This window comes from Nonomuraea sp. B208 (genome assembly GCF_057536035.1).
Map to the genome: position 1 here is coordinate 45,486 of NZ_BAAJOU010000004.1, position 19,573 is coordinate 65,058.

The window sequence follows — 19,573 nt, forward strand, 5'->3', positions numbered from 1 at the left end:
ACCATGCACGTCCGTGTCGACAGGACCCTGTGCCAGACCCACGCCCAATGCGTCTTCGCCGCCCCGGAGGTGTTCGCCCTCGACGACGATGACGAGCTGGTGTACGACGCCGCACCCGCCGACGCGTCGTGGCCCGCCGTCGAGCAGGCCGCCCGGGCGTGCCCCGTACAGGCCGTCCTCCTGGACGGGGACTGACCCGTGCGCCGCGTCAGCCGCCGATGCCGCCCTCCGGGCCCTCCTCCATCACGGGCCCGCCGGGGACGATCTCGCAGGGCGCCACCGGGCCGGTCGCGACCCGGTAGCGGGCGCTGAACATGCGGTTCTCTCCCTGTTCCTCGTACCACATGGTGTAGACGAAGGTCTGCCCCGGCCCGATCTGCTCCGGATGCAGCCTCCAGTAGTCGTCCTCGCCTTCGGCCGGCGGTTCGCTGGTGAGCAGGGCGGGGTTGTCGGGGAGGTACGTGCCCCGAGGCTCCCTGCAGTCCTGGCCGGTGGGCAGGAAGGTCACGTCCGCCCGAACGCCGAGGTCGTACAACCGGCGTTCGATCACCTCGGGATGCCGGTAGTCCTTGATGTAGAGCTTGATGGACCCGTCAGGTTCGCGGATCACCGCGTTCGCCGGGACGGCGCCCTGGCCCAGCGTCACGGGGACGCCGACCGCCAGGGCGGCGGCGACCGCGGTCACCAGGACGGCCAGGCCCAGCCGGCGACGGCGGGGGCGCACCGGCTGTTCGATCACGGTCATCAGATGGGCCTTCCTGAGCGCGTGCCGGGCGGCGGGAAGGTCGCGTTCCGCCGGAGGCCGGGGGTCGGTCACAGCTCCTCTCCCTTCTTGCGGAGCGCCGAGAGGCGCTCACTCCATCCGTGTCCGGGCCGTGGCCGGGGTTCCTTCTCCAGGAGGTCCTTCAGGCGGCTCCGCGCCCGCGACAGCCGCGACCGCACGGTGCCCACCGGGACCCCCAGGGCCACGGCCGCTTCCTCGTAGGACAGCTCCGACCAGACGCACAGGGCCAGGACCTCGCGGTCCGCCGGCGGCAGCCGGTCCACCAGCGCCAGGATCGCGCGCATCCGGCGCTCGCCGTCGAGCCGCCCGGCGACGTCCTCGGCCGGGTCGGGCTCGTACGCCTGCGCGGGAAGCCGTTCCAGCGCCGCCCGGTGGCGGCGCAGCGACCGGTGCCGGTTGCGCAGCACGTTGTTGGCCACGCCGAGCAGCCAGGGGAGCGCGCTCTCGCGATGGATCCGCACCTCGCCGCGCCGCCGCCACGCCTCCAGGAACACCACCGAGGTGAGGTCCTCGGCGGCCGACCAGTTCGCGGTGCGGCGGAAGCAGTGGTTGTAGACGTCGCGCGCGTACCTGTCGAACAAGGCGCCGAAGGCCTCGCCGCTCCCTTCGGCCGCGCGGGACCATAATTCGAGATCAGTGCTCACGACTCGTCCGTGTCCGCACGCCGGGGCGGGTTCCGCGCGAGGTGCGACCAAGGCGGCGTCAGAGGACGGTGATGCCCCGGGCGGCGAGGATGGCGTTGGCCTGGGACTGGTTGATCACCGCGCCCGCGAAGGCGCGCAGCTTGGCGTCGTCGGGCTGCCCGAGGTCGGCGCCCCGCAGGTCGGCCTTGGCGAACGTGGTGCCGAGCAGCCGGGTGCCGATGAAGCGGCAGTCGCTGAAGGTGGCGCCGGTGAAGTCGCAGCCCGACAGGTCGGCGTCGTCGAAGCGGACGCCCTCGACCAGCTCGCCCCGCAGCGAGCAGCCGCCGAGGTTGGCGAGGGTGAGGTTGGAGCGGGACAGCCGGAAGCCGGTGCCGCGCGAGGCGGTCAGCGAGGCGCCGATCATGCGGCAGCCGGTGAAGGAGGCGTCGGTGAGCAGCGCCCCGGCGAACTGGGCCGAGGACAGGTCGACGTCGGTGAAGGCGGCGTCGATGAGGTCGGCGTCGTTGAAGCGGACCCGCATCCCGCCCCCGCCGGTGAACACCGCCCCGTCGAGGTCGGCCCGGCGGAAGTCGGTCTGGTCGAGCACGCACGCCTCGAAGACGGCCCCGCCCAGCGAGGCGCCCCACAGGTCGGTCTCGGTGAGGTCGCAGCCGCGGAAGACATGCGGCTCGCCGGGCGGCAGCCGCTCGCTCAGCGCCTTGCGTGAGAGGTCCTCGCCGTCGAACTCCACGGCTCAGAGCCTACCGGTCAGCACCTCCGCCGCCGCCTGGCCGCAGACCCTGGCCGAGCCGTACGTGGCCACGTGCGCCGCGCCGAGGTCGGCCCGCGCGGGCAGGCCCATCTCGACCACGACCGCGTCCGGGCGGGCGCTCAGCAGGTGCCGCAGCGCCTCGCCCTGCCAGGCGTAGCGGTGCGCGTCGCGTACCGCGATCACCAGCGGGCGGCCGGTCGCCGCGCCGAGCAGGCGCTCCAGCGCCGGGCCCGTCGCCTCGGCGGCGGTCAGCCTGGCGACGGTGGTGCCGGGCAGCAGGCGCGACAGCGGCTCGCCGACGCCCCACGGGGTGTTCTTGTCGATGGCGAGGTTCATCTCGGGCGCCAGCTCCACGACGGACGCCGGGCCGGACAGCGGCAGCACCGGGGCGGCGGAGCGGCGGGTCACCCGCACGGCCCGCCGCGCCGCCACCAGCCCCAGCTCCAGCCCACCGTCCCCTGAGCCGGTCCCGGCCGCCGTAGAACCGCCCGCAGAGCCGCCCGTAGAGCCGCCCAGAGTGCCCGTTGAGCCGCCCGAGGAGGCGGCGGCCCAGGTCGCCAGCTCGCGGACCCGGCGTGCGGCGTCGGCCAGCCGCTCCTCGGGCAGCAGTCCGTCGGCCACGGCGGCGGCGATCGCGTCGCGGATCTCCACGGCCGTCCCCTCGTCGGCCCGCTCGCCGCCCACGCAGATCGCGTCCGCCCCGGCGGCGATGGCACGAGCGGCGGCGCCCCCGATCCCGTACGCCTCCGACACCGCCGCCATCTCGATGCCGTCCGTGATGATCACGCCGTCGAAGCCCAGCTCCTCGCGGAGCAGCCCGGTGAGCACCTTGGGGCTGAGCGTGGCGGGCAGCTCGGCGTCGTATGCCGGCACGAGCAGATGCCCCGTCATCACCGTCCTGACGCCCTCCTTGATCGCCTCGCGGAAGGGCAGCAGCGCGTCCTCGAAGCCGTCGCCGGCGACCACGGGCACGCCGTGGTGCGAGTCCACGGAGGTGTCGCCGTGCCCGGGGAAGTGCTTGGCGCAGGCCGCCACGCCCGCCGCCTGGAGGCCCCGGACGAACGCCCGGGTGTGCCGGGCGACCAGCTCGGGCTCCGCGCCGAACGCCCGCAGCCCGATGACCGGGTTGTCCGGGTTGGAGTTGACGTCGGCGGACGGCGCGAAGTCGACGGTGATCCCGGCCCGCGCCAGGTCCGCGCCGAGATCGCGGGCGACGGCCTCGGTCAGGGCCTCGTCGTCCACGACGCCGAGCGCGTACGCGCCGGGCCGGCTGCTGCCGCCGGCCACCTCCAGGCGGGTGACCTCGCCCGACTCCTCGTCGACGCCGACGAGCACCAGGGGGTTCTCGGCGCGCAGCGCGGCGGTGAGCCCGGCGAGCTGGCCGGGGCCCGCGATGTTGCGCGTGAACAGCGCCACCCCCGCCAGCCCCTCGCCGAGCCTGCGGCGGATCCAGTCGGGTGGCGTCCGCCCGGTGAAGCCCGGGAAGAGGACGGCGTCGGCGAGGCGCAGCAGGTCACCGCTCTGTGGCATGCCTCCGAATCTAATAGGAAAGTTTCTTATTTGCTAGAGGCATCTTGTGACGTCAGGCGTTCGATGACGGTGACGTTCGCCTGGCCGCCGCCCTCGCACATGGTCTGCAGGCCGTACCTGCCGCCGGTCCGCTCCAGCTCGTGCAGCAGCTTGACGGCGAGCACCGCGCCGGTCGCCCCGAGCGGATGGCCGAGGGCGATCGCGCCGCCGTTCGGGTTGACCCGGGCGGGATCGGCGCCGGTCTCCTTGATCCAGGCCAGCACGACCGGGGCGAACGCCTCGTTGACCTCGATGGCGTCGAAGTCGTCGATGGACATGCCGGTCCTGCCGAGCGCGTGCGCGGTGGCCGGGATCGGCGCGGTCAGCATCGTGATCGGGTCGTCCCCGCGGGCCGAGAGGTGGTGGACGCGGGCGCGCGGGGTGAGGCCGTGGTCGCGTACCGCGCGGGGGGAGGCGATGAGCAGGGCGGCGGCCCCGTCGGAGATCTGCGAGGCGAGCGCGGCGGTCAGCCGGCCGCCGGGGACGAGGGGCTTCAGCGCGGCCATCCGCTCCGGCGTGGTGTCCCGTCGCGGGCCCTCGTCGTCGGTCACGCCGTCGCAGGGGGCGATCTCCCGCCGGAAAAATCCGGCGTCGATGGCGCGCAGGGCCCGGCGGTGCGACTCGTACGCGTACCGCTCCATCTCCTCGCGCGACAGGTCCCACCGCTCGGCGATCCGCTCCGCGCCGGTGAACTGGGAGACCTCCTGGGCGCCGTACCTGGCGGCCCAGCCCTTGGAGCCGGTGAACGGGTCCGCGTGCCCGAGCGGCTGCCCGGCGAGCATGGCCGAGGAGATCGGGATCATGCTCATGTTCTGCACGCCGCCCGCCACGACCAGGTCGCTCGTGCCCGACAGCACGGCCTGGGCGGCGAAGTGCAGCGCCTGCTGGGCCGAGCCGCACTGGCGGTCCACCGTGACGCCGGGCACCTCCTCGGGCAGCCCGGCGGCCAGCCAGCAGGTACGGGCCACGTCCCCCGCCTGCGGTCCGACGGTGTCCACGCAGCCGAAGATGACGTCCTCGACGGCCGAGGGGTCGGCGTCCACGCCGCTCATCAGCTCCTTGAGCACGTGGGCGCCGAGGTCGGCGGGATGGGTGCGGGCCAGGCCGCCGTTCCTGCGCCCGACGGGGCTGCGGACGGCGCCGACGATGTACGCCTCTCTCATCCCGGCATCCTAACAAGCGCTTGGTGAAGCGCGGAATGCCGGATGAGCTGGGCTCGTAGTGTGAACAAGCGATTGTGCGAGGGCTCATAATGGTGACGTGACCACGCGAAAGAACTCCGGCACCACCACCACATCGGCGAAGCGCCAGCGGGCCGCATCAGGCTCGGCCTCCGAGCGCCGCGACCACCTCGTCAAACTCGCCGCGGAGCTCTTCGCGCGCAAGGGCTTCCAGGCCACGACCGTACGCGAGATCGCCGACGAGGCCGGCATCCTCTCCGGAAGTCTCTACCACCACTTCGACTCCAAGGAGACGATCGTCGACGAGGTGCTCTCCACCTTCCTCGACGACCTCATCGCCCGCTACCGCGCCGCCGTCGACACCACCGCCGACCCGCGCACGGTGCTGTCGGAGATGGTCCGCATCGGCTTCGGCACCCTGGAGCCCCACCGGGCCGCCATCACCGTCATGCAGAACGACTGGAACTACCTGCGCCAGTTCGAGCGCTTCAACTACCTCGTCAAGGCCGAGGACGAGGTCGAGCAGATCTGGGTCACCCAGATCAAGGCCGGCCAGGCCGCCGGGCAGTTCCGCGCCGACGTCGACCCCAAGCTCACCTACCGGATGATCCGCGACACCATCTGGGTGGCCGTCCGCTGGTTCCGCCCGGGAGGCAGGCTCAACACCAACGGCCTGGCCGAGCACTACATCACGGTGTTGTTCGACGGCCTCGCCACCGGCGAGCGGACGACCCAGCCCCAGGGATGAGCCTCGGCAAAGCGGTCCGGCTGGCCCTCCAGGAGGCGGCCGAGCCGGACAAGGCGGAGACGATGCGGGCCTACATGAAGTCGCCCATGCCGTTCCTCGGCGTGCAGGCGGTGCCGCGGCGGGCCACGCTCCGGCGCGTCTTCGCCGAGCACCGCATCGACAGCGCCCCCGAGTGGCGGCGCGCGGTGCTCGCGCTGTGGCGCGAGGCGGAATACCGCGAGGAGCGCTACGCCGCCGTCGACCTGTCCGGCCACCACTACTACCGGCGCTTCCAGACCCTCTACACCGTCCCGATGTACGAGGAGATGATCGTCACCGGCGCCTGGTGGGACCTCGTGGACGAGCTGGCCACCCACCGCGTCGGCGCCCTGCTCGCCGCCTACCCCGACTCGATGCGCCCCCTCATGCTGGAGTGGGCGCACGACGCCGACCTGTGGAAGCGCCGCACCGCGATCCTCTGCCAGAACCGCTTCAGGGCCCGCACCGACACCGCCCTGCTGTACGCCTGCATCGAGCCCAGCCTGTCGGACAACGACTTCTTCGCCCGCAAGGCGATCGGCTGGGCGTTACGCGAATACGCCAAGACCAACCCGGCCGAGGTCGTCCGCTACGTCCGCGCCAAGGGCCTGTCGGGCCTGAGCCGCCGCGAGGCGCTCAAGAACGTCCCAGACGGCCTAGCGCCTCCGCCGCCTCGGCCATGATCCGCTCCACCAGCTCCTGACACGTCGGCAGGTCGTCGATGACGCCCACGACCTGCCCCGACGCCATCACCCCGAGGTCCGCCCTGCCCTCCACCATGGCCGCGCGCAGCAACATCGGCGTGTTGGCCGCCTGCAGCACCTGCGCCCAGGTCAGCTCCCTGCCGCGGCGCATCCGGCGGCCCTCGCGCAGCATCGCCGCCCAGGACAGGCCCGACAGCCGCTTGAACCGGGCCCCGTTCAGGACCGCGCGGGCCAGGCGCAGGCGTTCCAGCCCGGCCACGAACGGCGTGGCGAGCACCCGGTGCGGCACCCCGTCCACCTTGGTGGTCACCACGGTCTCGCGGGCGGCCAGATAGACCTTCTTCACCTCGTCGGGCACCGGCGAGTCGGCGGTCAGCAGGAAACGGGTGCCCATGGCGACGCCGCAGGCCCCGTACGCCAGCGCCGCCACCAGGCCGCGCCCGTCGAAGAAGCCGCCCGCCGCGATCACCGGGATGCCCACCGCGTCCACCACCTGGGGCAGCAGCAGGGTGGTGGCGAGCGGTCCGGTGTGGCCGCCGCCCTCGCCGCCCTGCACGATGACGGCGTCCACGCCCCACGCGGCCACCTTCTCGGCGTGCCGGCGCGCGCCCACCGACGGGATCGTGACCACGCCCGCGTCCTTGAGCCGGGCGATCAGGTCCCGCCGGGGCGCCTGCGCAAAGGAGGCCACCCGCACGCCCTCGCGCACCAGCACCTCGACCCGCTCGGCCGCGTCGTCGGCGTCGGAGCGCAGGTTGACGCCGAACGGCTGGTCCGTACGCTCCTTGACGCGGCGGATGGCCGCGGTCATCTCCTCGACCGACAGGGTGGCCGCGCCGATGACGCCCAGCGCGCCGGCCCGCGAGGCGGCCGCCGCGAGCCGGGCGCCCGCGACGTACCCCATGCCGGTCTGCACGATCGGATGCCGGCAGCCCACCAGGGCGGTCAGCGCGGTCCTCACGCCGCGACCTCGCCCTCGCGGGCCCGGCCGGGGTCGAGCCGGTCGAGCACGTCCAGCTCCGCGGCGGTCGGCTCCCGCGTCACCGGCACCTCGGCGGGCACGGTCAGCTCGAAGCCGGTCGCGGCCACCACGTCGGCCACGCTCACCCCCGGGTGCAACGACGCCAGCCGCATCGACCCGTCCGGGGTGGCGAAGTCGAGCACGGCGAGGTTCGTCACCACGCGGCGCAGGTCGTACGCGCCCCGGTCGGTGCCGAGCCCGCTCACCACGTCCACCCGCGGCACGAACACGCGCGGCGTGTGCCGGGGGATCCAGTAGCTCGTCGGGTCGCACCGGGTGTTGCCGGGCGCGCCGCGCACGCCCAGGAGCTGCGCCTTCGGCCGGGCCCAGTCGCCGATGCAGGAGATGTTGGTGTTGCCGTGCCGGTCGATCTGGCTCGCGCCGAGCATGACGTGCCGGCGGCCGTTCAGCACCAGCCACAGGTGGTCGCGGAACGGCAGCCACCCCTCCACGACCTCCGGAGGCCGCCCCAGGGCGGGCACGTCACCGGTGAGCAGGCAGACGCCGTCGTGGGTGAGCAGGTCGGGCTCGAACGTCAGCCGCGCCAGCCGCGCCGCCAGCACCGTGACCGCCCCGCCGATCCCGGCCGCGAGGATCTCGCCGTCGCCGCGGAACGCCTCCGCGCAGGCCAGCACGCACACGTCAGCCCTGCTCGCCATCACGCCCTGTCCCCATGTAGCGCCGTCTCCACGTAGCGCCGCTGCCGCTCCTCGTCGCGCCCGTAGTCCGGCTCGCACGCGGTGAACCCGGCCCCGCCGGGCGCCTCCACCACGCCGGTCACCATGGACCTGCTGATCAGCAGCGACTGCACCGGCCCCTCCTTCAGCAGGTCGGCGGTGTCGACCAGGCGCTCGCAGGAGACGTAGCAGCGGGCCGCGGCCTTGGCGTAGAGGTCGTCGAAGTACGGGTCGGGCCCGAGATACTGGGCGTTGCCCCGGGCGTCGGCCCGGTTGAGGTGCACCAGCGCCACGTCCAGGGTGAGCGCGGGCACCGCGACCAGCTCCTCCCCGTCCCCGTACGGCGAGTACACCGTCCGCAGCTCGGGGTTGACCCGCAGCACGTCCGAGCCGAGACCCGCCCGCGTCGGCAGGAACGGCAGCCGGTGCGCCGCCGCCAGCAGGCCGAACATGAACATGCCCTCGTCGTACTCGGTGAACTCGATCTCCCCGGCCTGCCGGGCGCGGCGGAAGTGCGGCTCCAGGGGAATGGAGTCGAGCGTGACGAACGGGGCCACCACCCGGCGCACCTTCCCGGCCGCGCACAGCATGCCGACGTCCGGCCCGCCGTACGAGACGACGGTCAGGTCACGGACGGGGGAGCGGAGCACGGCCGCCACCAGGGCCATCGGCTTGCGCCGCGACCCCCAGCCGCCGATGCCGACGGTCATGCCGCTCTCCAGCCCGGCCGCGACCTGCTCGGCGGTCATCACCTTCGTCCTGGTCCCCTTCGTCCCGGTCCCTTTCGCCCCGGTCGCCTTCGGGCGGGTCACCGGAACCGCTCCCTGTGCCGCTCGCCCGCGCCCATCAGGTTGAGCTCGAAGGTGAACCCCTGCTCGAAGCGGTAGCTGCGCCGGACGTCCACCGGGTCGATGCCGTTGAGCGACTCCTTGGCGCGACGGACGACGTACGGGTCCTTGTCCGCGATCTGCCCCGCCACCTCCAGCGCCGCCTCGCGCAGCTTGTCGCGCGGCGCGACCTCCAGCACCGAGCCGAACGCGTGCAGCTCGGCCGCCGTGACGTTCCTGCACGTGTAGACCATGGCCCGCATCAGGTGCTGCGGCACCAGCCGGGCGAGGTGGGTGGCCGCGCCGAGCGCGCCCCTGTCCACCTCGGGCAGCCCGAAGTAGGCGTCCTCGGCGGCCACCACGACGTCGGCGTTGCCGGCCAGGCCGACCCCGCCGCCCAGGCAGTGCCCGTGAACGGCGGCGATCACCGGGACCGCGCACTCGTAGACGGCGGCGAAGGCGGCGTAGCAGGCCCGGTTGACGGCGACCAGCGCCTCGTGGCCGGGGGAGTCCCGCAGCTCTTTGATGTCCACCCCGGCGTTGAAGCCGCGTCCCTCGGCCCGCAGCACGACCACCCGGGTCGCGGGGTCGTCCCCGGCCGCCCGCAGGGTCGTGGCCAGCTCCTCCCAGGCCCGTACGGTCAGCGCGTTCACCGGGGGGACGTCCATGACGACCTCGGCGACCGGCCCGGCCCGCAACGTGATCCCCATCCCGCCGCCCCACCTCCTGGTTGCACCTAACGCTTGCTTGGTACGGTAGCACCCGTGACCGTCACTTTCGACTACTCCGGCAGGTCCGTCCTGGTGACCGGCGGCACCAAGGGCATCGGCCTCGGCGTCGCCCGGGCCTTCGCGCGGGCCGGCGCCGACGTCACCGTGTGCGCCCGCCACCCGCCCGAGCGGGCGGAGTTCCGGTTCGTCCCCGCCGACGTGCGCGCGCCGGAGGACGTCGAGCGGCTGATGGCCGGGTTCGGGCGGCTCGACGTGGTGGTCAACAACGCGGGCGGGTCGCCGTACGCGCCGCTCGCGGGCACCTCGCCGCGCCTGCACGCCCGGGTCATCGAGCTCAACCTGACGGCCCCGCTGCTGGTCGCGCAGTACGCCCGGCCCCTGCTGGCGGCCACGCGCGGGGCCGTGGTGATGATCGGCAGCGCGAGCGGCACCCGCCCCTCGCCCGGCACCTCCGCCTACGGCGCCGCCAAGGCGGGCCTGCACCACCTGGCCCGCTGCCTGGCCGCCGAATGGGCGCCGGAAGTGCGGGTCAACACGGTCGTGGTGGGCCTGGCCGCGACCGAGGCCGCCGCCACCGGCCACTACGGCGACCAGGGCGGTGACCAGGGTCTGGGGTCGGCGATCCCGGCCGGCCGCCTCGCCATGCCCGCCGACGTGGCGGAGGCGTGCCTGTGGCTCGCCGCCCCCGGCTACGTGACGGGCGCCGAGGTGCGGGTGGACGGCGGCGGCGAGATCCCCCTCTGGCGTAACCTCGCGGAGAACGGAGCCGAGAGGGAGCGCTCATGATGCAACACCCGCGTTTCCGCGCCGCTGAAATCGCCGTCAAGGTCTACGCGGCCGTCATCGTGGCGGCCGGGGCGGTCTCCCTCGCCGGCCTGCTCATGGGCAAGGACAGCGTCGTGCTGTGGCCGCTGGCGCTGGTCAGCCTTCCCCTGAGCGTCCTCTGGAGTGAGCTGGCGACCTTCGGCGCGGTGCCCGACGAGCTGTGGTGGCTGGTCCCGTACCTGGCGTGGGCGACCCTGCTCCTCACGGGCCTCGCGCAACCCGCCGTCGTCTGGGGGCTGCTGCGCCGCGCACGCCGGCGTGAGCGGTCCCCGCGGGGATGATCAGCGCATGGCGGAGCGTGCCGTGGGGCGCAGCCGGAGCCGCTGGGGCGCCGCCGTCAGCCGCGACTCCACCAGCGGCAGGTCCACGGCCGCGAGGTCCGGCACGTCCGCGTCCCGCTCCCACCGGGCGAACCACACCAGGACGTTCTCCCCGCTCCGCACCGGCAGCCGGGGGAAGGTGTTCTCGGCGTGCTCGGTGACGAACGACGCGACCGGCGGCGCCCCGGCCTCCGTCAGCGCGGGCGCGACCACGGTGGCGAAATGCGCGGCGAGGTCACCGTCCACGGGGTAGATCGTGGCGACGTACGCGGCCGGAGGCGGCGCGACGGCCCCCACCGGCGGCCGTGGCCCCGGGGCGGGCTCGGTGAGCGCCCGCAGCAGCAGCACGTCGTCGGAGTCGAGCATCGTGGCGTTGGCCTCCTCCCGGTGGGCGAGCCACACCGGCCCCGAGTAGAAGGTCTCCAGCGCCGCCTTCCTCGCCGCCATGTCGGGAAAGCCGCGCAGCCAGGTGAAGGTGTCGGGCGCGTCCGGGTCGCGGAAGGTGCCGGACACGCGCATGCCGGCGGCCTCCTGCGGCTCGACGAACTCCCGCTCGAACAGCTCGATGAGGGCGTCGCGCCGCCCGGGGCGCAGGGTGTAGCGCCGCAGTTCGTAGATCGTCATGGCAGGCGACGGTAGGGCCGGGTCACTGACAGCCCCATGTCAGTGACTCGGCCGCCCCGAACAAAATTCTGACTACTTTCAGCTACTCTTCGGCAACTGTGAGTTATAGGGTCGCCAGGAGAACGCTTCCCCCAACGGCGAAGGAGCCGAGTTGATCCGAAGATGGTGCGCCGCCGCGGCAGTGGTGACAGCGGTCGCCGGCGGCGCTTTCCTTGCTCTCACCGCGGCTGTCCCCGCGCACGCCGACGTCTGGCCCGGCGGCTGGTCCTGGGCCAGGAACAGCAGCGCCAACAGTGACTCCTCCCAGTCCGGCAACACCTTCGGCGACGTCGCCACGGCCAACCGCGGCCAGGGTGCCTCGACGAACGTCAACAACGTCAACGGCATCGCCTCGACGGCCGCACACGGCGGCATCGTCGTGACCTACATCTTCGACTGACCGGCCCGCGCCCGGTTCCAGCGATCGAAAGGACCTCCACCCGATGAAGAAGCTCTGCGTGACCGGTGTCCTCGTGGCGGCCGCGGCGGGTGCCGCCTTCCTGTCGGCCCCCGCCCACGCCGACACCAACGCCGGCAACGCCAGCAGGAACACCAACGCCTCCCAGTCCGGCAACAACTTCGGCAACGTGGGCAACCGCAACGTCGCCGGCGCGAGCGCCACCAGCGTCAACGCCGTCAACGGCAACGCCGTGACGACGGCCCACCGCAGCGGCGCCTACGTCGACGACGTCGTCGACTGGTAGCCGGCGCTCACCCCGTCACGCACGAGCCAGGCCGGAAACGGCCTGGCTCGTGCCGTATTAGCATCTCTGGGTGACTATCTGCGCGTATGCCACTTTTGACGGCCTGGACAGCGACGACGAGCTCGACCTGGTCCTCGCGGCCTGGCGCGCGGCCGGCATTGAGGGCCGCGCCGAGCGCTGGGACGACCCCGCCGCCGACTGGAGCGCCTACGACGCGGTCGTCGTCCGCTCGGTGTGGGACTACGTGCCCCGGCGCGCGGAGTTCCTGGCCTGGGCCCGCCACGTGGAGTCGGTCAGCCGGCTGCTCAACCCGGCCGCCGTGATCGCCGTCAACACCGACAAGACCTACCTGCGCGACCTGCCGTCGGTGCCCACGCACTGGTCGTCCGAGGACCTGCCGCACTGGCCCGAGTACGTCGTCAAGCCCGCGATCTCGGCGGGCGCCCGCGACACCGTACGCACCCGCGACCGCGGCGAGGCCGTCGCCCTGGCCGCCGCGCTGGAGGCCGCCGGGCGCACCCCGATGGTGCAGCCCTACCTCGACATGGTGGAGACCGAGGGCGAGACCTCGCTGCTCTACTTCAACCGCCGCCTCAGCCACGCCGTGCGCCGCAACCCGATGCTGGCGGGCGGCGCCGCCGACGCCTCGCCGGCCGAGGCCCGCACGCCCGCGGCCGACCAGGTCGAGCTGGCCGAGCGGGTGCTCGCCACGGTGCAGGGCCCGCTGCTGTACGCCCGCGTGGACCTGGTCCGGCTGCCCGGTGGCGAGCCCGCGGTCATCGAGCTGGAGCTGACCGAGCCCTACCTGTTCCTGCGCCACGACCCCGGCGCTCCGCAGGCGTTCGCCAAGGCCCTGGTCGAGCTGCTGTAGTCAGGCGGTGTATTCAGGCGGTGCAGTCAGGCGGTGATCCCGCCGTCCACCGGGATGACCGTCCCCGTCAGGTACGCCCCCGCCCGCGAGGCCAGGAAGATCGCCGTGCCCGCCATGTCGTCGGGCCGGCCGATGCGCCCGAGCGGCACGCTGGTCTCGATGGACTCCCGGGTCCCGGGGTCGTCGAGGGCGAAGGCCATCATCTTCGACTCGAACGGCCCCGGCGCGATGGCGTTGACCGTGATGTGCTCCTTCGCCAGGTGCCGGGCCAGATGCCGGGTGAGCATGTGCACCGCCGACTTGGTGGAGGAGTAGGCGTACGTCGGCAGCACCGGCACCCGGATGCCGTCCACCGAGCCCACGTTGATCACCCGGGCCGGGTCGTCAGGCCCTGCGGCCTGCCTGAGCTGCGGCAGGAACCGCTGGGTCAGCGCGAACACGCCCTTGACGTTGATGTTCCAGAGCTTGTCGAAGGCGGACTCGGGATATTCCTCCAGCGGCGCGCCCCAGGTCGCGCCCGCGTTGTTGATCAGCACGTGCAGCGGCCCGTCCACGGCCGCGGCGAGGCTCTCGCGCCCCTCGGCCGTGGACAGGTCGGCGGGCACGGCCCGGCAGCCCAGTTCGGCGGCCGTCTTCTCGACCTCGGCCGTCTTGCGCGCCGAGATGTAGACGTTCGCGCCCGCCGCCACGAAACCCGCCGCGATCATCCGGCCGATGCCCCGCGAGCCGCCGGTCACCACGACCGTCTTGCCTTCCACCGAGAACAGAGTCATGTTCCGGAGCATGCCATACCGGCCGGTCGGTTCACATCCCGGGCAGGAGGCCGTTGCGGAACACGTCCACGAACCGCTGGTGGTCGCCCCGGGCCTGGGCGCCGTACCGGTGGGCGAACTCCACGAGCATCGCCGTGAACCCCGCCCTGTCCTCGCCGATCACCGCCACGATCGCCTCCTCCGTCGAGAAGTCGACCAGGTCGTGGCTGGACTCGTCGTCGGCCACCGAGTGCATGCGCGCCACCGCGCGCCCGAGGTCGCGCATGATCGAGCGCAGCTCGCCCGGCTCGTTGACGTCGTCCCAGTCCAGGTCCGCCGAGTACGGCGACACCTCGGCGACGAGCTGCCCGATCCCGTACAGCGTGGTGTAGCCGAGCCACGGATCGGCGTACGCCTGCAGCGCCCGCTGCGACTCGGCCGTGCGGTGCCCCTGGTGCAGGAAGTACGACGCCACCTTCTCGTCGGCGACGTGCCGGGCCACCGCCGGCGCCGCCGCCTGCTTCATGTAGAGGATCACGTCGTTCTCCAGCGCCTGCGAGCGCCCCTCCAGCAGCAGGTTGTACGACGGCAGCCCCGCCGACCCGATGCCCACGCCCTTGCGCAACGCCACGTCCTTGACCACGTGCTCGACCGCCCGCTCGGCCGATCCGTCGTGACCGGGCAGCGTCGTCAGGTAACCGGCGAACGCGGCCAGCACCGCCTCCCGCGTGTCCCCGTCCACCGGCTCGCGCCCGTCCATGAGCGCGAAGCGGCGGTCGTAGTCGTCGATCACGGTCTCCACGTCCAGCAGCGCCACCCGCGTGCTGAGCCGGGCGGTCTGGAGCACCCGGTGCAGCACGCCCGTGGTGGTGCCCAGGGTGAGCGAGCCGATCGCGTCGTCGCCGCCCGCCGCGATGGCGGTCAGCTCCTCCACGTACGCGCCCGCGAAGTCGGCCACCAGCCCGCCGATCGCCTCGTCCGACAGCGCCTTGGCGTAGCCGAGCAGCGCCACGCTGGCCGCGAAGCGCTTGAGGTCCCAGACGTACGGCCCCACGTACGCCTCGTCGAAGTCGTTGACGTTGAACACCAGCTCGCCGGAGGCGTTCATGTACGTGCCGAAGTTCTCGGCGTGCAGGTCGCCGTGGATCCAGACGCGGCCGGTCGGCTCGTCGAGATAGGCGTCGTCGGCGTACGGGCCGGTCATGTCCGCGTAGAACAGGCACGCGCTGCCCCGGTAGAAGGCGAACGGCGAGGCCGCCATCTTGCGGAACTTGCGGCGGAAGGCGGCCGGATCGCGGGCGATCGAGTCGCCGAACTCGGTCATGAGGACGTCGAGCAGGAAGGTGGTGCGTGAGCCCATGCCACGGACGGTAACCCCGCGAGCCCCTTGCCGCCTACCCCGGGCTCAGGGATGCTGCGACGACACCGACACGACCTCGCCCGTCATGTACGAGGAGTAGTCGCTGGCCAGGAAGACGATCACGTTGGCCACCTCCCACGGCTCCGCCGACCGCCCGAACGCCTCCCGCGCCGCCAGCTCCGCCAGCAGCTCCTCGCCGGTGACCTTGGCCAGGAACGGGTGCACCGCCAGCGACGGCGCCACGGCGTTGACCCGCACCCCGTGCTCGGCCGCCTCCAGCGCCACGCACCGGGTGAGCGCCATCACCCCGGCCTTGGCCGCGGCGTAGTGCGCCTGGCCGCGCTGCGCCCGCCAGCCGACCACGGAGGCGTTGTTGACGATGACGCCCGAGCCCTGGGCGTACATCTGCCGCAGGGCGGCCCTGGTGCAGCGCATGGTGCCGTTGAGTGTGACGTCGAGGACCGCGTGCCACTGCTCGTCGGTCATCCCGGCCAGCTCCGCCGTGCCGCCGAGCCCGGCGTTGTTGACCACCACGTCGAGCCGGCCGTGCGCCTCGGCCACCGCGTCGAACAGCGCCAGCACCTGCGGCTCGGACGTCACGTCGCACGGCACGGCGAGCGGCCTGACGCCGGTGAGGTCGGTCAGCGCGTCGGCGGCGGCGGCGAGGCGGCGCTCGTGCCGGTCGGACAGGACGATCGTGGCGCCCTCCTCGGCGCAGCGGCGCGCGGTCGCGTAGCCGATGCCCGCGCCCGCGGCGGCCGTCACCAGCGTCACCTTGCCGTCGAGCAGTCCGTGTGCCTTGGGGGGCGGCGGGAGCATCGGTTCTCTCCAATCAGCGGGGGAGCCCCAGGGTGCGCTCGGCGATGATGTTGCGCTGGATCTCGCTGGAGCCGGCGTAGATCGTGTCGGCCCGGCTGAACAGGTAGAGCCGCTGGAGCTCGTTCAGCTCGCCCACCGGCCCGGCCTTCACCAGTCCCGCCTTCCCCTGGACGGCCTGGGCCAGCTCGCCGAGCCGCCGGTGCCACTCCGACCAGTACAGCTTGGCGATCGACGCCTCGGGCCCCTGGTCAGGGCCCAGCATGCGCAGCGCGTTGAGCCGCATGACCTCCAGCTCCAGCCAGGCCCGTACCAGCCGGTCGCGCAGGACCGGGTCGTCGGCGGCGCCCGTGCGGCGGGCGGTCTCGACGACCGCGGCCAGCTCGCGGCGGAAGCCGAGCTGCTGGCCGAGCGTGGACGCGCCGCGCTCGTGCCGCAGGGTGGCCATCGCGACCCGCCAGCCGTCGCCGGGCGCGCCCAGCACGTTGCCCGCCGCGGTGCGCGCGCCGTCGAAGAACACCTCGTTGAACTCCGACGTCCCGGTGAGCTGGGTGATCGGCCGGACCGTGACGCCCGGCCCGCGCATCGGGACCAGCAGGTACGACAGCCCGTGATGCCGCCGCGACCCCGGCTCGGTGCGGCACAGGACGAAGCACCAGTCGGCGACGTGCGCGAGCGACGTCCACACCTTCTGCCCGGTGACCACCCATTCGCCGCCCTCCAGCCGGGCGCTGGTCCGGACGGCGGCGAGGTCGGAGCCGGCGTCCGGCTCGGAGTAGCCCTGGCACCACAGCTCCTCGCCCCGGCGGATCGGGGGCAGGAAGCGCTCCTTCTGCTCCTCGCTGCCGAACTCCAGGACGGTGGGGCCGACCAGGGTCTCGCCGATGTGGCCGACCCTGGCGGGGGCGTCGGCCCGCGCGTACTCCTCGTGGAAGGCCATCTGGTCGGCGAGCGAGGCGGCGCGGCCGCCGTACCGTCCGGGCCAGCCGAGGCAGGTCCAGCCGTGCGCGCCGAGGTGCCGCTCCCACGCCAGGCGCAGGTCGTGGCCCTCGTGCTCGCGGCCGGGGCCGCCGAGGCCGCGGGCCGCGGCGAACTCGCCGCGGAGCGCCTCCTCCAGCCAGGCCCGCGCCTGCTCGCGGAAGCCGGGGGTCTCCCCAGGGATCAACGGAAGCCGCCGTAGCCGCCCTGGAAGAACACCAGCGGGCCGCCGTCGGCGTGCGTGTCGAGTTGCAGCACCCTGGCCACCACGATGGCGTGGTCACCGGCCGGGTGCTCGGCCTCGACCACGCAGTCGAGCCAGGCGAGTGCGCCCTCCAGCACCGGGTTGCCGCCGGGTGAGCCGGTCCACTCCAGCCCGGCGAACTTGTCGCCGCCCCGCGACGCCAGCTGCGCGCACACCTCCCGCTGGTGCTCGGCGAGGACGTTCACGGTGACGACGCGGGCGCCGCGCACCCGTGGCCAGCTCGTGCTGGTGTGGGCCACGCAGAAGGCGACGAGCGGCGGGTCGAGCGAGACCGACGTGAAGGAGTTGGCGGCCAGGCCGCAGGGCTTTCCGTCGCGGGGGTCGAGCGCGGTGATCGCCACCACGCCGGTGGCGAAGCGGCCGAGGACCTGCCGGAAGCGGCGGCTGTCGAGGTGGCCGTTCGCGGGGGTCGGTCCCGTCGGCATGGTGGCTCCGTTGCGAATCCTGCGCTGAGGTGGCGCCGGAAGGCCGCGACAGCTCTCCGGCGCGACGAGCCGGGCAGCGTGTGTGCTCATGGGGGTCCGCCTCCTAGTCCACCGGCTGCGCCCTACTATACCAAGCGCTTGCTTGGACGGTAGGGGGAAGCCGGAAAAGGTGTCAAGTTGCCCGGCCGGACGCGCGGGAGCCCGCGTTGACATGCGTGAAACGTCCGGCCTACCGTGCTGGTTGTGGCCAAGCGCTTGCTTGAATTCCGGAACGCGACGGCGATCGCCGGCGTCGGATACACCCCCTTCACCAAGAACTCCGGGGTCAGCACGCTGACCCTGGCCTGCCGCGCGGTGCTGGCCGCCCTGGCCGACGCCGGGCTCACCGCGGACGACGTGGACGGCCTCGCCACCCACCGCGTCGGCGACTCGGCCCCGCCGACCCTTGTCGCCCCCGCGCTCGGCCTCACCGACCTGTCCTGGCACCTCGACCAGTTCGGCGGGGGCAGCGTCTCGCACGCCGTCGTCGGCCAGGCCGCGCTGGCGGTCGCGGCAGGGACGGCCGAGACCGTCGTCTGCTACCGGGCGATCAACGCCCGCTCCGAGTTCCGCATGGGCGGCACCGGACGCGCCCTGCCGGTCAGCCCCGAGGTGCAGTACCAGGCCCCGTACGGCTACGTCGCCCCGCCCCAGCAGTACGCCATGTACGCCCGCGCCCACATGCTCAGGTACGGCACCACCGCCGAGCACTTCGGGACGCTCGCGGTCACCCAGCGCGCCAACGCCGCCAAGAACCCCCGCGCCCTCATGCGCACGCCCATCACCCTGGACGACTACCTCACCAGCCGGTGGATCGCCGAGCCGTTCCGGCTGCTGGACTGCTGCCTGGAGACCGACGGCGCCTGCGCCGTGGTGGTCACCACCGCCGAACGCGCCCGCGAGCTGCGCCGCCCGCCGGTGCTGATCTCCGCGGCGGTCTGGGGCGGCGGCCAGTCCCACCTGTCGGGAGGCGACCCGACGGTCACGGCCGCCGCCGGGCTGGCCCCGCGCCTGTACGCCCAGGCCGGCCTCGGGCCCGAGGACGTGGACGTGGCCGAGATCTACGACTGCTTCACGTACTCGGTGATCGTCCAGCTGGAGGACTACGGGTTCTGTCCCAAGGGGGAGGGCGGCCCGTACGTCGCCTCCGGGGCCACCGCGCTCGACGGCCCCCTGCCGGTCAACACGCACGGCGGCTTCCTGTCCGAGGGCTACGTGCATGGCGTCAACCACATCGCCGAGGCGGTGTCCCAGCTCCGGGGGGAGGCGGGGGACCGGCAGGTGCCGGGCGCGGAGGTGGCGCTGTCCACGGCGCAACCGGGATACATCCTCCCGGCCACGTCGGCGCTGATCCTCAGGAGGGCGTGATGACCGTCCACCGGCCCGAGCCGGACCGGGACTCGCGCGAGTGGTGGGAGCGGGTGGCCCGGGGCGAGTTCGCGGTCCAGCGGTGCGCGGGCTGCGGCGCGGACCGCTTCCCCGCGCGGGCGTTCTGCCCCGCCTGCCGGAGCGAGGAGTGGCGGTGGCGGGCGGTGCCGCCCGAGGGCCGGGTGGAGAGCTGGATCGTCAGCCGTCAGCCGTTCGTGCCGGGGCTCGCGACGCCGTACGTGGTCGTCATGGTGGGCCTCGCGGCGGTGCCCGGCTGCCTGGTGCACGGGAACTGGCGGGGCGGGCGGGAGCCCCGGGGCGGGGAGCGGGTGCGCGGGGTGTTCAGGCGCGTGGACGCGGACCTGACGCTCGTGGACTGGGAGCCGGCCGGATAAGGAACCCGTTCGGTTGGGTTTCGTCCCCACCGATCCCACCAGTCCCACAAGGCGGAAGCCGCCCCACGGCCCGCGCGAGAAGGTCGATGATGAGTCTGTAGACGTCAGCGCGGACGATACGGACGGGACGGCGCACG

Annotated in this window: 25 protein-coding genes; 10 read left to right on the top strand and 15 right to left on the bottom strand. The window is 73.4% G+C overall.

What is annotated here, in order from left to right:
- The first annotated feature begins 3 nt into the window (after positions 1-3).
- Positions 4-195, top strand: coding sequence for a ferredoxin (locus tag AC27IY_RS02715; protein ID WP_344205128.1), 192 nt, complete (start codon positions 4-6; stop codon positions 193-195).
- Positions 196-208: 13 nt separating this feature from the next.
- Here AC27IY_RS02715 and AC27IY_RS02720 read toward each other — a convergent pair whose 3' ends face one another.
- Genes AC27IY_RS02720 through AC27IY_RS02740 form a run of 5 tightly spaced genes read right to left on the bottom strand, consistent with a single transcriptional unit; the run spans position 209 to position 4,911 of the window.
- Positions 209-817, bottom strand: a complete 609-nt coding sequence (locus AC27IY_RS02720; RefSeq protein WP_487177016.1) for a hypothetical protein — start codon at positions 815-817, stop codon at positions 209-211.
- A complete protein-coding gene (locus AC27IY_RS02725) occupies positions 814-1,428 on the bottom strand; it encodes an RNA polymerase sigma factor (RefSeq protein ID WP_487177017.1) in 615 nt (204 codons plus the stop codon). The genes AC27IY_RS02720 and AC27IY_RS02725 overlap by 4 nt, the downstream gene beginning before the upstream one ends.
- Positions 1,429-1,486: 58 nt before the next feature.
- A complete protein-coding gene (locus tag AC27IY_RS02730; protein ID WP_487177018.1) occupies positions 1,487-2,158 on the bottom strand; it encodes a pentapeptide repeat-containing protein in 672 nt (223 codons plus the stop codon).
- Positions 2,159-2,161: 3 nt separating this feature from the next.
- Entirely contained in the window at positions 2,162-3,709 is a 1,548-nt protein-coding gene (locus tag AC27IY_RS02735; RefSeq protein WP_487177019.1) for a glycoside hydrolase family 3 protein, read from the bottom strand.
- Between the two features lie 26 nt (positions 3,710-3,735).
- A complete protein-coding gene (locus AC27IY_RS02740) occupies positions 3,736-4,911 on the bottom strand; it encodes an acetyl-CoA C-acetyltransferase (RefSeq protein WP_487177020.1) in 1,176 nt (391 codons plus the stop codon).
- Positions 4,912-5,008: 97 nt separating this feature from the next.
- On the opposite strand from AC27IY_RS02740, the gene AC27IY_RS02745 reads away from it, so the two are divergent.
- Positions 5,009-5,677, top strand: coding sequence for a TetR/AcrR family transcriptional regulator (locus tag AC27IY_RS02745; protein WP_344205119.1), 669 nt, complete (start codon positions 5,009-5,011; stop codon positions 5,675-5,677).
- Positions 5,674-6,378 carry a DNA alkylation repair protein gene (locus tag AC27IY_RS02750; RefSeq protein WP_344205117.1) on the top strand — a complete coding sequence of 235 codons (705 nt, stop codon included), beginning with the start codon at positions 5,674-5,676 and terminating at the stop codon, positions 6,376-6,378. Before AC27IY_RS02745 ends, AC27IY_RS02750 begins: the two co-directional genes overlap by 4 nt.
- On the opposite strand, the gene AC27IY_RS02755 is transcribed toward AC27IY_RS02750, so the two are convergent.
- The 4 genes from AC27IY_RS02755 to AC27IY_RS02770 are packed head-to-tail and all read right to left on the bottom strand — an operon-like array spanning position 6,332 to position 9,634.
- The gene (locus tag AC27IY_RS02755; RefSeq protein WP_487177021.1) at positions 6,332-7,360 is read right to left on the bottom strand and encodes an NAD(P)H-dependent flavin oxidoreductase; all 1,029 of its coding nucleotides are present in this window, start codon (positions 7,358-7,360) and stop codon (positions 6,332-6,334) included. The two genes, AC27IY_RS02750 and AC27IY_RS02755, sit on opposite strands and share 47 nt — an antisense overlap.
- Positions 7,357-8,079: a CoA-transferase subunit beta gene (locus AC27IY_RS02760; protein WP_487177022.1), complete on the bottom strand. Its 723-nt coding sequence runs from the start codon at positions 8,077-8,079 to the stop codon at positions 7,357-7,359. Before AC27IY_RS02760 ends, AC27IY_RS02755 begins: the two co-directional genes overlap by 4 nt.
- Complete coding sequence (locus AC27IY_RS02765; RefSeq protein ID WP_329592613.1) at positions 8,079-8,846, bottom strand: CoA transferase subunit A; 768 nt, start codon at positions 8,844-8,846, stop codon at positions 8,079-8,081. Before AC27IY_RS02765 ends, AC27IY_RS02760 begins: the two co-directional genes overlap by 1 nt.
- 59 nt (positions 8,847-8,905) lie before the next feature.
- Complete coding sequence (locus tag AC27IY_RS02770) at positions 8,906-9,634, bottom strand: enoyl-CoA hydratase family protein (protein WP_487177023.1); 729 nt, start codon at positions 9,632-9,634, stop codon at positions 8,906-8,908.
- 54 nt (positions 9,635-9,688) lie between these two features.
- Between AC27IY_RS02770 and AC27IY_RS02775 the strand changes: the two genes are divergently transcribed.
- Together AC27IY_RS02775 and AC27IY_RS02780 are read left to right on the top strand one after the other, a co-directional pair.
- A complete protein-coding gene (locus AC27IY_RS02775) occupies positions 9,689-10,441 on the top strand; it encodes an SDR family oxidoreductase (RefSeq protein ID WP_487177024.1) in 753 nt (250 codons plus the stop codon).
- Positions 10,438-10,761: a hypothetical protein gene (locus tag AC27IY_RS02780; protein WP_423445393.1), complete on the top strand. Its 324-nt coding sequence runs from the start codon at positions 10,438-10,440 to the stop codon at positions 10,759-10,761. The genes AC27IY_RS02775 and AC27IY_RS02780 overlap by 4 nt, the downstream gene beginning before the upstream one ends.
- Here the strand turns inward: AC27IY_RS02780 and AC27IY_RS02785 are convergent, their stop codons facing one another.
- Positions 10,762-11,424 (bottom strand): NIPSNAP family protein, encoded by a 663-nt coding sequence (locus tag AC27IY_RS02785; protein WP_487177025.1) that lies wholly within the window; start codon positions 11,422-11,424, stop codon positions 10,762-10,764.
- 151 nt (positions 11,425-11,575) lie between these two features.
- On the opposite strand from AC27IY_RS02785, the gene AC27IY_RS02790 reads away from it, so the two are divergent.
- From AC27IY_RS02790 to AC27IY_RS02800, 3 genes are all read left to right on the top strand, one after another.
- Positions 11,576-11,863, top strand: a complete 288-nt coding sequence (locus AC27IY_RS02790) for a hypothetical protein (protein WP_423445389.1) — start codon at positions 11,576-11,578, stop codon at positions 11,861-11,863.
- 58 nt (positions 11,864-11,921) lie between these two features.
- Positions 11,922-12,167 (top strand): hypothetical protein, encoded by a 246-nt coding sequence (locus AC27IY_RS02795; RefSeq protein WP_371252481.1) that lies wholly within the window; start codon positions 11,922-11,924, stop codon positions 12,165-12,167.
- A gap of 70 nt (positions 12,168-12,237) precedes the next feature.
- Complete coding sequence (locus tag AC27IY_RS02800; protein ID WP_487177026.1) at positions 12,238-13,038, top strand: ATP-grasp domain-containing protein; 801 nt, start codon at positions 12,238-12,240, stop codon at positions 13,036-13,038.
- A gap of 26 nt (positions 13,039-13,064) precedes the next feature.
- Here the strand turns inward: AC27IY_RS02800 and AC27IY_RS02805 are convergent, their stop codons facing one another.
- From AC27IY_RS02805 to AC27IY_RS02825, 5 genes are read right to left on the bottom strand one after another with little or no spacing between them, the layout of a single operon-like run.
- Positions 13,065-13,811, bottom strand: a complete 747-nt coding sequence (locus AC27IY_RS02805; RefSeq protein WP_344205102.1) for an SDR family oxidoreductase — start codon at positions 13,809-13,811, stop codon at positions 13,065-13,067.
- Between the two features lie 31 nt (positions 13,812-13,842).
- Positions 13,843-15,150 (bottom strand): DUF2252 domain-containing protein, encoded by a 1,308-nt coding sequence (locus AC27IY_RS02810; RefSeq protein ID WP_487177027.1) that lies wholly within the window; start codon positions 15,148-15,150, stop codon positions 13,843-13,845.
- A 45-nt stretch (positions 15,151-15,195) separates the two neighbouring features.
- Positions 15,196-15,969, bottom strand: a complete 774-nt coding sequence (locus tag AC27IY_RS02815; RefSeq protein WP_364450511.1) for an SDR family oxidoreductase — start codon at positions 15,967-15,969, stop codon at positions 15,196-15,198.
- Positions 15,970-15,982: 13 nt separating this feature from the next.
- Positions 15,983-17,131: an acyl-CoA dehydrogenase family protein gene (locus AC27IY_RS02820; protein WP_487177028.1), complete on the bottom strand. Its 1,149-nt coding sequence runs from the start codon at positions 17,129-17,131 to the stop codon at positions 15,983-15,985.
- Entirely contained in the window at positions 17,128-17,634 is a 507-nt protein-coding gene (locus AC27IY_RS02825) for a flavin reductase family protein (protein WP_487177029.1), read from the bottom strand. Before AC27IY_RS02825 ends, AC27IY_RS02820 begins: the two co-directional genes overlap by 4 nt.
- A gap of 243 nt (positions 17,635-17,877) precedes the next feature.
- Here AC27IY_RS02825 and AC27IY_RS02830 point away from each other — a divergent pair, with 243 nt between their 5' ends.
- Together AC27IY_RS02830 and AC27IY_RS02835 are read left to right on the top strand one after the other, a co-directional pair.
- Positions 17,878-19,041: a thiolase C-terminal domain-containing protein gene (locus AC27IY_RS02830; RefSeq protein WP_487177030.1), complete on the top strand. Its 1,164-nt coding sequence runs from the start codon at positions 17,878-17,880 to the stop codon at positions 19,039-19,041.
- A complete protein-coding gene (locus AC27IY_RS02835; protein WP_487177031.1) occupies positions 19,041-19,436 on the top strand; it encodes a Zn-ribbon domain-containing OB-fold protein in 396 nt (131 codons plus the stop codon). Before AC27IY_RS02830 ends, AC27IY_RS02835 begins: the two co-directional genes overlap by 1 nt.
- The last annotated feature ends 137 nt before the right edge of the window (positions 19,437-19,573 follow it).